Source organism: Novosphingobium sp., from assembly GCF_040398825.1.
Taxonomy (GTDB): domain Bacteria; phylum Pseudomonadota; class Alphaproteobacteria; order Sphingomonadales; family Sphingomonadaceae; genus Novosphingobium.
The window spans coordinates 87,452-100,472 of record NZ_JBBATI010000012.1; the positions used below are offsets into that span (position 1 = coordinate 87,452).

Below are 13,021 nucleotides of genomic sequence, written 5' to 3' on the forward strand. Positions count from 1 at the left end.
CGATGATGCCCGAAACCTTTCCGGGCTTCGACGGCCTGCCGTTGGCGCTCACCCGGATTGGCCCCGATCCGGCTGCTGCCGGCACCCCGGCGCGGACGGTGGTGCTGTTGCACGGGCTGTTTTCCAATGCCCAGATAAACTGGGTGCGGTTTGGCACCGCGGCGCAACTGGCCGACGCGGGCTTTGCCTGTGTGATGCCCGATCTGCGCGCACATGGCGGCAGCGCGGCACCGCACGACGCGGCCGCCTATCCGCCCGATGTGCTCGCGCGCGATCTGGCCGCGCTGGTGGCGCATCTGGGGCTGACAGATTTCGATCTGGTTGGCTTTTCGCTGGGTGCGCGCACGGCGGCGCGCAGCGTTTTGCGCGGGGTGCGCCCGCGTCGCCTGGTGCTGGCGGGTATGGGGTTGGAAGGGCTGTCCGGCTGGGCCGGCCGCAGCGCCTTTTTTCGCGACGTGATCGACCGGTTCGGCACCGTCCGCCCCGGCGATCCGGCCTATACCGCGCAGCAGTTCCTGAAAAGCACTGGCGCCGACCGGGTCGCCTTGCGCCTGCTGCTGGATACCATGGATGACACCGCGCCGGCTGCGCTGGCGGCGATCACCATGCCAACGCTGGTGGTGTGCGGCGATAAGGACAACGACAACGGATCGGCCGACCGGCTGGCACAGGCCTTGCCCCATGCACAACGCGCCACCATTCGCGGCACGCATATGAGCAGCGTGACACTGCCCGATCTGGGTGCGGCGCTGGTGGCGTTCCTGGCGCACGACGCGGTTGGTGGCGGGGGCTAACGGCCCCAAAAACGGCGCTTGCCGCCAGCATGGGTTTATGAGACGTTCGGGACATAACAAAAAACATATCCTGAGGATGTCTGCCCATGAAATCGGTGTGTGCCCCGATTATCCGTCCCCTGCTGTTTGCCGCGCTGGCCGTGGCGGTGTCTGCCCCCGCTTTTGCCGCCGCGCCTGCCATCGCTGCTGTGCCGGATGCGGTTGCAGCGGCCGAACCCGCTGGCGTGCTGGCCGCGTTGCAGGCGGCCGGCCATCGCGCCGTACTGACGCATGATGACAGCGGCGATCCGCTGATCCGCGCCAGCATCGGCGGCTGGACCACGCAAGTGGTGTTCTATGACTGCAACGAGATCAGCCACGCCGGCTGTCAGTCGCTGCAATTCAACGCCAGCTTCATGCCTGAAAAACCGTTCGACGCCGCTGCCGCCGCCGCGTTTGTGCGCGACAACCGGTTTGGCGCGGTCACCGTCGCGCCCGACAAGTCGATCAACGTCACCTGGGATGTGATCACCGGCCGCGGCATCGATCCATCGGTGTTTGCGCTGGTGGTGAAAAGCTATCGCCTGGCGCTCGACACCATCGGCAACGAAGTGTTCAGCCCCGCCAACCGGCCCCATCTGGCCAGCGCAGCGCGATAAGCACCGCCGACTTCAAAGCCCTCCCCCTCAGGGGGAGGGTTGGGTGGGGGTGTCCGACGCCGCGACGGCGCGCGACAATTCAAGCGTCGGACACCCCTCCCCAACCCCTCCCCTGAGGGGAGGGGCTCACGTCCATTCGAAAAAACGCATCATGAACACAATCACCGGAACGGCGGCTCGTTAAACGCGCGCAATTTGCGTGAATGCAGTTTCGCGCCCTGTTGGCGCAGCAGTTCACACGCGGTGGTGCCAATCGCCAGATGCGCGGCAATCGCCTCTTCGTAAAAACGGTTGGCCTGGCCCGGCAGCTTGATTTCGCCGTGCAGTGGTTTGTCCGACACGCACAGCAGCGTGCCATAGGGCACGCGAAAGCGGTAACCCTGCGCGGCGATCGTCGCCGATTCCATATCGATCCCGACCGCACGCGACAGGCTGAGCCGACGCGCCGAATGCGAAAAGCGCAGTTCCCAGTTGCGGTCATCGGTGGTGACCACGGTGCCGGTGCGCATCCGCCGTTTCAGGTCGGTACCGCCGATGCCACTGACCTGTTCGGCCGCGGTCTGCAGCGCGACCTGCACCTCGGCAATCGCCGGGATCGGGATTTCGGGCGGCAGCACCGGGTCCAGCACATGGTCATCGCGCAGATAGGCATGCGCCAGCACATAATCGCCGATCTGCTGGGTGGGGCGCAGTCCGCCGCAATGCCCGATCATCAGCCACGCCTCTGGCCGCAGCACCGCCAGGTGGTCGCAGATCGTCTTGGCATTCGATGGCCCGACCCCGATATTTACCAGCGTGATCCCCGACCTGTCGGGTGCAACCAGGTGATAGGCGGGCATCTGGTGCCGGCGCCAGGCGGTGTCCGACAGCCGCGCGCGCGCATCGTCGGTCGCGGCATCGATCGACAGCCCGCCCGCGCCGGTCAGCGCGACATAGCGCGTGCCATCCAGCTGCCGCCCGGCCCAATCAACAAATTCATCGACATAGCGGTGGTAATTGGTGAACAGGATGAACCGTTGAAAATCCTCAGCGCGCGTGCCGGTGTAATGCGCCAGCCGCGCCAGGCTGAAATCGGTGCGCAACCCGTCAAACAGCGACAGCGGCATCGGCCCGTCGCCAATCACATATTCGGCATCGGCAATTTCATCCCCGATCGCCGCCAGTTCGGTGGTGGGAAAATGCCGCGCCAGATCCTGCGGCCGCACCACACCGATCTCCGCCCCGAAAGCACCATCCAGCACATAGGGAAACGGGATTTCCTGGGCCGACGCGCGCACCGTCAGCGCGACGTCATAATCCTCCAGGATCAACCGCAACTGTTCGCCCAGATAATCGCCAAACAGCACCGGCCGCGTCACGGTGGTGGTATAGGTCCCGCGCTGCGTCAGCCGCCCAAACGCGCGGCCGGTGGACAGATTGTCCGGATCGGCGGCCAGATCGATCCGCAATTCGGGATAGGCATAGGCCCCGTCATCGCGCCGTGACGGCGGTGGCACCGTGCCATCGGCGGCAAACGCGGCAATGTCGGCGCGCAGAGTGGCAACCGCGCTGTCATACAGCCGGTTCAGTTCGGCCAGCGTGGCGGCAATCGTGGCTTCATGATCGGTCATCACCCTGACCTATCGCGGTTTGGTGACGTTGCAAAGGCAGGGGTCGCGCTGTCCGTTCGCGCAATCATGTCCGTCACAGCGTGCCGTAGACCAGCTTTCCATCGACGATCGTCGCCGCTACCCGCGCGCTGGAAATTTGCTCCTTTGGCAGTTCCAGGATGTTTTTCGTCAGCACCACGATATCGGCCAGCTTGCCCGCCTCCAGCGTGCCAAGCTTTGCCTCGGTATGGTTCGCATAGGCCGCGGTGCGGGTATAGGCGATCAGCGCCGCTTCCGGGCTGACAGCTTCTTCGGGTTGATGATCGTGTTTCAGGCTGCCGACCGGGCCATGCGCGTCATATTGGCGATAGATCCAGCGGTTGGCCGCCTGTTCGATCCCGGCAACCGGGTCTGCCGGCCATGAACAGGGCCAGTCGCTGTCAAACACGATCGCCGCGCCGCTGTTCAGCACGGTGCGCCATGGGTTGTCCATCTGGCTTGGCTTCCCGCCGTATTCGCAGCAGAACGCCGGTTGCGTGCTGAGCACGACATGCAATTGGGCCAGGCGCGGCAGATCTTCCGCATTGATGCGCTCGCCATGGGTGATGCGAAAGCGCGCGTCGTGCTGGCCATTGGCCGCTTGCGCGATCTGATACCCGTCAAGCGCCATCTTCACACCTTCGGCGGTCAGCGCGTGCGACACGATGTAATATCCGCGTTTATCCAGTTCCTTGATCAGCGCGTTGTAATCGGCCGCTTTGTACAGCGGTGGGGTCGGATCGCCGTCCATAAAGAATTTGACGATATTGGCCGACAGCCAGTCATTGTGCCAGGTGGTGCGCGCGGTTTCCAGATCGGCGAAAAATGCGTCGGTCATGTGGTGGTTGACGGCCACTGCGCCAAACGACTGGCGCACGCGCAGCGTCAGTTCGCCGCGTTTGCGGATCGCATCCCAGGCGCGCAATTCATTCAGCCCGCCGGTCATCGCCGCTACGCTGGTCACGCCCAGACTGTTGAGATAGTGCTCGCCCGCCTCCAGGATACGCACCTGTTCATCCATCGGCATTGGCGGCAGTGCGCGCTCCATCACCTCCATCGCCGCTTCGTCGAGCACGCCGGTGGGATGGCCCTGGGCATCACGCTCGATATAGCTTTCCTCCAGCGGATCGGGCAACGGCGCGTCGGTGATCCCGGCCAGCGCCAGCGCCCTGGAATTGACCCACAGCCAATGTTCATCGACATGATGCACGACGACCGGCCGGTCGGGCACCGCCTCATCCAGGATCGCCATTGCCGGCCCCGGATGCCGGTCAAATTCGCTGCGCACAAACACGATCGGCTCCACCGGATGCGCGGCGGCATATTCCCTGATCCGCGCGATATAGTCGGCGCGGTTGGCATCGGGCCGGATATTGGCCCACTCGGTCGACAGATTGAGGTGGGTAAGCGCCAGCGAACCGAACCACGGATGCGTGTGATTGTCGGTCACCCCCGGAATCACCATCTGCCCTTTCAGATCGACCACCCGGGTGGTGGCGTTGCGGGTTTTCAGAACTTGCGCGTTCGATCCCACCGCCTCAATCGTGTTGCCGGTCACGGCAATCGCCTCTGCCCACTGGGGTGCCGCAGCGGTGTAGATCCTGCCGTTGATCAGGATCAGGTCACTGGCCTGCGCCCCGCTCGATGCCAGCACGCTGCCAAGCAAAAGGCCCGCCGTGAAAAGTCCTGCCGCAAACCGCATGATGTCATCCCCCGCATATAGTGACTTTGATGACGGTTAACCTGCACAAATCGACAATTTCAACGAGTGTGTCTTCATCGTCAGACCAGCACCATCACCGCCGCACCAACACCTCACGCGACGCAACATGCCCGGCCAGCTCTTCCGGCCAGAAATGCACGCTACGCAAATCCCCCCGCGCATACCGATCAACCTGGTCGGCAAAGTGCGGCGATGCCGGGGCGTTGCTTTCCCCGCCAATGCTGACCGCGCGCGCCGCCACGCGCGGGCCGAATTCCACCGCGGCGACAAAGCTGTTGCCGCTGGTGCCATAGATGCGTTTGGTGCCCGGATAACGCTTCGCCCCGAACGAGGCGAGCGATCCCCAGCGCGCGCTGGCGAACGGGATGGCGGTGGAGGGCTTGGCATCGTCGAACACCTGTTCGATCGCGCCGTCGTTGCGCTGGTACCGGTTCATGTCGCCCCACGGCACGCGCCAGTCGCCAAAATCGGCCTTCAGACGCGCCATGGCTTCGTCCAGCGCGGCCAGCCGTTGCGCGGGGCTCGCATGGCGTTCCATCCAGTCCCAGACCGAATTGCTGTCATCCTCTGGATCGGGGTTGTCGCCGCGTTTGGCCCACAGCGCTTCACCCCAGTTGACCGCCAGCGTGGTGGCGGTCGATGTGGCGGACCAGCGGTGGTCCCACCCGGCCAGCAGCGCAATCGCCGCCTGCCGGTCGGCATTGCCGGGGTCGGCCGCGGCCGCCGCGATCAGCGGGGGCAACAGATGATCAAACGCCGGCATCCACGGATCATACGCCGCGCCGATCAGGCGATCGATTGTGAAATCACGGTTGTCGCCCAGCACGCGCATCGCATGCGGCCCGCGCGGGTTGTCACCGGCCTGGTCCATATAGGCGGGAAAGGCGGCCTTGGCCGGGCTGTCGGCCCCGGCGGCGTGCCACGGCGCATCGTTGGAATTGTAGGCCCAGCCATTGCCCGGGCGCAGCACGCTGGGCAGATCGGCCAGCGCGTGCAGCCCTTTCCAGTCGGTCGCCGGGTCGCTGCCATCGACCGGTTTGGTATAATCGAACCGCGCATCGCGGATGGGCACGAATTGCGGGTGGAGATAGGCAATCTCACCCTTGTCATCGGCAAACAGCGTGTTGTTGGAACTGTTGGCGCGCAGGCCCGCCACCGCCAGAAACGATGCCAGATCGTGCGTTTTGGTGCGCAGCCAGCTTTGCTGCAGCGCGGGCACCGGTTTGTTCATCAGCGCAAAGGCGATCCATTTGCCGTGATCTTCGCGCACGATCGGGCCATGGTGGCTGGCCCAGGTGGCAAAGCTGCGCGTGCCGAACGTGCCATCACCCTTCGCATAGCGCAGCGTGATCCGCGATTGCGTCAGCGGGCGCAGCGCCGCGCCATAGCGATAGGACTTTGTACCATCGGCATTGTCGACCACGGTTTCGGCAAATTCATCGACATTGTCGATCCCGCTGGATGTGTGCATCCACCCGGCATGGGCGTTAAACCCCTGATAGACAAAGAACTGCCCCCAGGTGACCGCGCCATAGGCATTGAGCCCGGCATCGCTGGTCATCTGCAGTTCCGACCGGAAAAAGAAACTGGTGTGCGGGTTGATCAGCAGCAGCGCATGGCCGTTGGCAGTACGCGACGGCGCGATGGCGATGCCGTTTGACCCCGCCGGTTCACGCCACACCAGCCCGCGTTCCTGCGCGGTCATCGCCACCTGGCGGTGTTCGTAAAACGCGCGCAATTGCGACAGCGGCACGCGTTCGACATCGCCGCCGATGCTGCCTTCGGTAAAGGCCAGCGCCATCCACGGTTCAAACCGGGTCAGCACTTTGGGTTTTACCGCAGGATGATCGGCCAGATACGCGTTGAGCCCGGCAGCCCAGGCCACCATCAGCGTGCGCAGCCACGGCGGGCTTTTGGCATAATCGGCGCGCAGCACGGCGGGATTGATAAACAGGCGCTGGCGCAAGTCCTGCCACAGCGCCGGTTCGCCCTCCGCCTCGGCCAGCCGGCCCAGATTGACCAGATAGTTGCGCTCGATCCGGGGGAAATCGTCCTCTGCCTGGGCATAGATCATGCCATAGACCGCATCGGCATCGGTGTGGCCATGCACATGCGCGGTGCCCCATTCGTCGCGGGTGATGGTCACGCGGTCGGCCGTTTTTTGCGCCGGTCTGGCATGAACCGGCGCGGTCAGCATGGTGGCGACGAGCAGTGTGGTGAGCGGACGAACGAGCGGGCGCATGGACGAGGGGCTCCTTTGGCAATGACGACCCAGGCTAGCGCGCCTTTGTCCCGACCGCCAGCCACGCGCGATGCTTCACGGAGCGATAAGCGTGGGTTCGAACGTCTCGCGAGAACACCGATAGTCAGTGCAATGCGCGAAAATGGAAAGCCCTTCCCCTCAGGGGAAGGGTTGGGTAGGGGTGTCCCACGCTGCGATGGCGCGCGAAAATTCGGGCGTTGGACACCACTCCCCAACCCCTCCCCTTAGGGGAGGGGCTCACAGCCGCTCAGTCAAAACTCATCGCACGTCAGGGCTGTAAACCATGAATGATATCCCGCCCCACCGCACCGTGGCCGATCAATCGCTCGCCCGCGCCGACATCGCTGCGCTGGTCGCCTCGGGCGGGGCGGCGGCATTGGTGGATTGCGATCTGGCCGATGCCGATCTGTCTGCGTTGGATATGACCGGGTGGCGATTTGAACGCTGCGACCTGCGTCGCGCGCAGTTTGCCGGCGCCCGGCTGGAGAGCACGCATTGGCAGGCCTGCCGTGGCGCCATGGCGGGGTTTGTTGGCGCCGATCTGACCGATGCGGTGCTGGTTTCGTGCGATTTCAACAACAGCGTGTTTCGCAATGCGCGGCTGGCCGGGGTTGCGTTGACCGGGTGCAAGCTGACCGGGGCGGACCTGTCCAATGCGACGGCGATCGACCTGCGGTTTGAAGAATGCCTGCTGATCGCGGCCAAGCTGCCCGGCCATGCGTTTCGCAAACAGACGCTGCGGCGCATCGATCTGGGCCAGGCCGATCTGCGCAAGGCCGATTTTCGCGAAACCGTCTTTGACCAGTGCAGCCTGCGCGATGCCAATCTGGCGGGCGCGCGATTTGACAAGGCGGATTTGCGCGGTGCCGATCTGGGCGGGTTGCAACTGGTCGATGCCAGGCTGTTTCGCGGGGCGACGATTTCGCACGATCAGGCGGCACAACTGCTGTTGCAGCTTGGCCTGCGGCTCGGCTGAGGCGGGGCCATGGCAGCGGCGCCCTATCGGCTGGATATGACCGCGGAACAGATCGCGGCCGCGCTGGGGGCGGAGCAGGGCGGGGATGTCTGGCCTGGCGGCGGGGTCATGCCCGGCGGCTATGCCCCGGTGGTGATCCGCGGGCGTGATCGGCGGCGGCGGCTGGTGCCGCGCCAATGGGGCGTGCCGCCGCCACCGCGTGGGGAACATTCGGTGACGCATGTGCGCAATCTGCACAGCCCGTTCTGGATCGGCACATTGCGCCACACCGAATTCCGCTGCCTGGTGCCGGCCACCGCGTTTTATGGCAGCGGCGGGGGCACAAAAGGATGGTTTGGTGTCGAAGGTGCGGCAGTGTTTGCGATCGCCGGCATCTGGCGCGATTCCGATGTGGCCAGCTATGCCATGCTCACCACTGATGGCGACGGGCTTTACCCGGCCGAGGGGCTTACCACGCTGCTGGCGATCCTGCGTCCGGATGATTATGACCTGTGGCTGTCGGCGGATTGGAAAGCGGCGCAGGATCTGGTTTCGCCGGCGCGGCTGCCGCTACGCGTGATGCGTTATTGATCCGGATCGCCGCGTGGACCGATGCGGTCGAACGGTGGCGGCGGGGTGGTGTTGCCCAGATTGAGCTGCGCATTCATCATCGCGCTGCGTTGCGCCCGTTCCTGATCGCCACTGCTGCTAAGCGAAACCAGCGTGGCCTGGCTGGTGATAAAGTTTTTCAGCCGTTGCAGCAGCGCCTGTGCCAGATCGGGCTGGCCCATCATTGACACGATGAAACGCTGGCCGTCCTTGCCGAATGCGACCGTGTGCACCTCTGCCACCCACAGCCGGAATGTCATGCCTTCGATCTGCACGACCTGGCTGCTGGTGTGCAGGTTGGCGGTATAGCGGTTGCCTTGCGCGATTTCGGCGGCGGTGAAGCTGCCATTCATGTCCATCCAGATCAGCGTTGAGCGGAAATCGAACCGCAGCGTCAAAAACCGCGCGACATCGAACGCCGCCTTGGCCAGCGCCCACACAAATACTGCGCACACGATCAACGGCCCGACCCCGTCGCCGCCATCCAGCAGCGCCCCCACGGCCAGAAAACTGGTAACCGTCGCCACCAGCACCAGCACCAATGCATAGGCGTTGATCGCGGTGATGATCAGCGGGTTGCCCGATGCAAACGGCCGGTCGGCGTTGCGGCCATCGATGGCGGCACCATCGATGACGAACGGCACCGGCTGCGTTTCTTCAACCATGCTGCCCTGAAATTGCCCCGATCGCGTTTGCAGATCGACCTGCGGATCGGTGCGGCAATAGCGGCGGTTGGGGATTTTTTCCCACCAGCCATCCTGCATCGCGCGCATGAATTCGGCCGAAATCATCGCCGGGTTGACCGATATGTTCCAGGTATCCTGGATGGTGGTGACCGCAGTCGATGGTGCGGCCATGCGGTGGCGCAGCACGGCGGCAAAAAACAGCGCGTGCAGCAGCCCGGCCATGCCCAGCAACAGCAGCAATATGCCGGTGCCGATCGCGATCGGCGCCGGCGGCAGTGCGCTGCCGATCAGCGCGATCACCACCGGGCCCAGCACGGCAAACGCGATCAGCCCGGCCATCTGCGGGATCGACAGCACGTTCAGGCCCAGATCAGCCTTTGGACTGCCCGCCTTTGGGTTGATCAGCCCGGGCGCGGCGGCCACCAGCAGCACGATCGCCACCCAGCTGGCCACGCGCGCGGCACTTTCGCCGCCCCCGCCGCCCAGGATCGCCGATACCACCAGCCCGGCCAGCAGCGCCGCGGTCAGCATGCCCGATTGAAACTGCCGTTCGGCAAAGCCGCGCACCGGGCGCGGGGCATAGATCAGATCGGGCACCAGATAATACAGCAGTCCCGACAGCGGATCACCGGGTTCGGGGTATTCCAATGCCTGCTGGCGCAGCGTTTCCTTCAGCAGCGTTTCGGCTTCAGGACTGGTGCCAAGATCGTCGGGCGCCAATTGCGGCGCCAGCCCGGCGGGGCGGCCACGCCCGAAAAAGAACCGCAGCTGGCTGAACAGCTGAAACAGCAGATATCCGGCGATCACGATAAGCCCAAACGCCACCACCGCCGCCGCCAGTGCATGCACGCGCGCGCCCGAATGCAGTGCAAACCGCGCCTGAAACAACAGCACCAGCCCGGCAATCCCGGTCACGCCCACCGCGGCGCCCACGAAAAAGTTGTGTTCGCGCAACGGGTTGGGAAAGGTGAAGTTCTGGCTGCTGCTGCCGTATTCGTAGCTCACGGACGACCCTTTTTCACGGGCGCATGGTCAGCGCCTTATCCCTTCGCGTTGTGACAGCCGATTGCCGCGGCGGCAAGTGTCGCCGCCGTGCGGTCACACCGGCAGCGGCGGTGTGCTGGCCTGATCCAGCAGCGCCAGATCTTCGCCGGTCAGCGTCAGCGTGATGGCGCCCAGCAGGTCATTGACCTGGGCGACGCTGGTGGCGCTGGCGATCGGCGCGGCGATGCCCGGCTGCGCGGCGATCCAGGCCAGCGCGACTTGTGCGCAAGTGGCGTTGTGCGCAGCGGCGACCGTGTCCAGCGCGGCCAGCACGCGTGGGCCATCGCCATCGACATATTTGCCCACGCGATAGGCGCGCGCGCCTTTGACGTCTTCAGCGCTGCGATACTTGCCGGTCAGATAGCCACAGGCCAGCCCGAAAAACGGCGTCATGCCAATGCCCTCGGCCACGCAGAAATCCTGGACCGCGCCCTCATATCCGCCGCGTTCCAACAGGTTGTATTCGTTCTGCAGCGCGCGATAGCGGCTGAAACCGCCCGCGTCCTGCGCCGCCAACGCACTGCCCAGCCGTTCCGCGCTGAAATTCGATGCGCCCAGCACACGCACTTTGCCCGCGCGCACGGCCGCATCAAACGCCCCGGCCACTGCGCCCTGGTCCTGCGCATCGTCGTCCTGATGCGCCAGGTACAGATCGACATAGTCGGTGCCGAGCCGCTGCAATGAATTGTCGATGGCCACCGCGATCAGTGCGGGATCAAGCTTGGTGCGGTCACCCAGCGGCAGCATGCCGACCTTGGTGGTGATCATCACATCATCGCGCCGGCCGCGATGGCGCAGCCATTCACCGATCACGGTTTCGGATTCGCCGCCGACATGCCCCGGAATCCACGCCGAATAGACATCGGCGGTATCGATCATCGTGCCACCGCCCGCCACAAACGCATCGAGCACGGCAAAGCTGGTATCGCGATCGGCGGTCCAGCCGAACACGTTGCCGCCAAGGATGAGCGGAGGGGTCATCAGGCCGGATTGGCCAATCGCGCGCAAGTTGGTCACAAATCTCTCCCACCGGGCTGATCGCCAGTTGCGTTTGCCATCATACAGCAAGGCCAGCCGGCTTGTGCAAGCACCGATCACCGGGTTGCCAGCCGCGCACGGCGGACCGCATAAATCCTCCGCATGAATATCCTTGCCGTTTCGCGGAGGATTGCCTGGCCGAAGGTTCGGTCACAACGGAAAAGGGCGCCCCCGCAAAGGAGCGCCCTTCTTAATTCCAGCAACCGGAAACCAATCAGGCTTCGGCGGCGGCTGCGTCGTCCAGCAGGTCGGCGGGGATTTCGCCCGGTTCGGCATTGGGGTCATAGGCTTCGGTAAAGCCGCCGACTTCGGTGTCGAACATGGCGTCGATCACGTCGACACCCTTTGACTGCAGTTCGGCTTCGTCAGGCGAACGGGCGACGTTGGCCTTGACCGTGACCGACACTTCGGGGTGCAGCGAAACGCGCACATCGAACACGCCGATGGTTTTGATCGGGCGTTCCAGCACGACCATCGCCTTGTTGACCTTGCAGCCTTGCGCGATCAGTCCGTCGGCGATGTCGCGCACCGAAACCGAACCGTACAGCTGTCCGGCGTTGGATGCAGCGCGGATCAGCACCACTTCCTTGCCTTCGACATTGCCGGCTTCGGCCTGGGCGTCGGCGCGGCGTGCCGCGTTGTCGGATTCGATCCGCGCGCGGTTGTTTTCAAAGATTTTGCGGTTGGCATCGTTGGCGCGCAGCGCCTTTTTGTTGGGCAGCAGGAAATTGCGCGCATAGCCATCCTTGACGGTGACCTCATCGCCAATGGTGCCCAGCTTCTCGATGCGCTCGAGCAGGATAATCTGCATGACTGGCGCTCCTTACTTCACGAGGTAGGGCAGCAGGCCGATGTGCCGGGCGCGCTTGATCGCCTGGCCCAGCTCACGCTGCTTTTTGGCCGAAACCGCGGTGATGCGGCTTGGCACGATCTTGCCCCGTTCGGACATGAAACCCTGCAACAGGCGCACGTCCTTGAAATCGATCTTGGGGGCGTTCTTGCCCGAAAACGGGCAGCTTTTGCGGCGGCGGAAAAACGGACGAGCCATGGTTTATTCCCCTTCGCGTTCGCGGCGACGCGTGCGTTCACGGTCGTTCTTGCGCATCATCGCCGATGGCCCGGCTTCCAGTTCGTCCACACGGACGGTCAGGAAACGGATCACGTCTTCGTTGATCGCGGTCTGGCGCTCCAGCTCTGCCACCACGCCCGCGGGGGCATCGATGTTGAGCATCACGAAGTGAGCCTTGCGGTTTTTCTGAATCTTGTAGGCCAGCGAACGCAGACCCCAGGTTTCAACCTTGGTGATCTTGCCGTGGTTGGCTTCCACGATTTCGGTGGCGGTGGTGGCCAGCGCGTCAACCTGAGCCTGGCTCAGATCCTGACGCGCAAGGAAGACATGCTCGTATAGCGGCATGAACCGTTGCGTCCTTGTCAATTCAACCGATCGCTGGCTTCCTGCGGGATTGCAGGGCCCCTCCGGCTTTCTTCGATTCCGCAGGGCCTGTCGGCACGTGCGGAAGTCGCGGGCCTTAGCGAGTCGGCGCTGGAATGCAAGCGCGCAATGTTTGGAGCTGCACTGACGTGCAGGCAGACCTCCCGCCCCGCCTCCCCACCCGACCACCAATGATACCATCATGCTGTGG

12 protein-coding genes are annotated in these 13,021 nt (G+C 64.3%); 4 read left to right on the forward strand and 8 right to left on the reverse strand.

What is annotated here, in order from left to right; all coding sequences use genetic code 11:
• Window positions 1-2 precede the first annotated feature (2 nt).
• Window positions 3-794, forward strand: coding sequence for an alpha/beta fold hydrolase (locus tag ABWP89_RS08380; protein ID WP_502915265.1), 792 nt, complete (start codon window positions 3-5; stop codon window positions 792-794).
• An 86-nt stretch (window positions 795-880) separates the two neighbouring features.
• Complete coding sequence (locus ABWP89_RS08385) at window positions 881-1,432, forward strand: YbjN domain-containing protein (protein ID WP_353228573.1); 552 nt, start codon at window positions 881-883, stop codon at window positions 1,430-1,432.
• A gap of 161 nt (window positions 1,433-1,593) precedes the next feature.
• Here the strand turns inward: ABWP89_RS08385 and ABWP89_RS08390 are convergent, their stop codons facing one another.
• The 3 genes from ABWP89_RS08390 to ABWP89_RS08400 all read right to left on the reverse strand — a co-directional run bounded on the left by ABWP89_RS08390 (window position 1,594) and on the right by ABWP89_RS08400 (window position 7,025).
• Entirely contained in the window at window positions 1,594-3,042 is a 1,449-nt protein-coding gene (locus ABWP89_RS08390; RefSeq protein ID WP_353228574.1) for an AMP nucleosidase, read from the reverse strand.
• A 73-nt stretch (window positions 3,043-3,115) separates the two neighbouring features.
• Window positions 3,116-4,762, reverse strand: a complete 1,647-nt coding sequence (locus ABWP89_RS08395; protein ID WP_353228575.1) for an amidohydrolase — start codon at window positions 4,760-4,762, stop codon at window positions 3,116-3,118.
• 94 nt (window positions 4,763-4,856) lie between these two features.
• Entirely contained in the window at window positions 4,857-7,025 is a 2,169-nt protein-coding gene (locus ABWP89_RS08400; RefSeq protein WP_353228576.1) for a penicillin acylase family protein, read from the reverse strand.
• Window positions 7,026-7,329: 304 nt separating this feature from the next.
• Between ABWP89_RS08400 and ABWP89_RS08405 the strand changes: the two genes are divergently transcribed.
• Entirely contained in the window at window positions 7,330-8,022 is a 693-nt protein-coding gene (locus ABWP89_RS08405; RefSeq protein ID WP_353228577.1) for a pentapeptide repeat-containing protein, read from the forward strand.
• A gap of 9 nt (window positions 8,023-8,031) precedes the next feature.
• The gene (locus tag ABWP89_RS08410) at window positions 8,032-8,592 is read left to right on the forward strand and encodes an SOS response-associated peptidase family protein (protein WP_353228579.1); all 561 of its coding nucleotides are present in this window, start codon (window positions 8,032-8,034) and stop codon (window positions 8,590-8,592) included.
• Here the strand turns inward: ABWP89_RS08410 and ABWP89_RS08415 are convergent.
• The 5 genes from ABWP89_RS08415 to rpsF form a co-directional block, all read right to left on the reverse strand.
• On the reverse strand, window positions 8,586-10,301 hold the full coding sequence (locus ABWP89_RS08415; protein ID WP_353228580.1) for a hypothetical protein: 1,716 nt from the start codon (window positions 10,299-10,301) through the stop codon (window positions 8,586-8,588). The genes ABWP89_RS08410 and ABWP89_RS08415 overlap by 7 nt on opposite strands.
• Window positions 10,302-10,394: 93 nt before the next feature.
• Complete coding sequence (locus ABWP89_RS08420) at window positions 10,395-11,357, reverse strand: aldo/keto reductase (protein WP_502915264.1); 963 nt, start codon at window positions 11,355-11,357, stop codon at window positions 10,395-10,397.
• 235 nt (window positions 11,358-11,592) lie between these two features.
• Window positions 11,593-12,189 carry a 50S ribosomal protein L9 gene (gene rplI, locus ABWP89_RS08425; protein WP_353228582.1) on the reverse strand — a complete coding sequence of 199 codons (597 nt, stop codon included), beginning with the start codon at window positions 12,187-12,189 and terminating at the stop codon, window positions 11,593-11,595.
• Window positions 12,190-12,201: 12 nt separating this feature from the next.
• Complete coding sequence (gene rpsR / locus ABWP89_RS08430; protein WP_353228583.1) at window positions 12,202-12,426, reverse strand: 30S ribosomal protein S18; 225 nt, start codon at window positions 12,424-12,426, stop codon at window positions 12,202-12,204.
• 3 nt (window positions 12,427-12,429) lie between these two features.
• Window positions 12,430-12,792 carry a 30S ribosomal protein S6 gene (gene rpsF, locus ABWP89_RS08435; protein ID WP_353228584.1) on the reverse strand — a complete coding sequence of 121 codons (363 nt, stop codon included), beginning with the start codon at window positions 12,790-12,792 and terminating at the stop codon, window positions 12,430-12,432.
• Window positions 12,793-13,021: the final 229 nt, after the last annotated feature.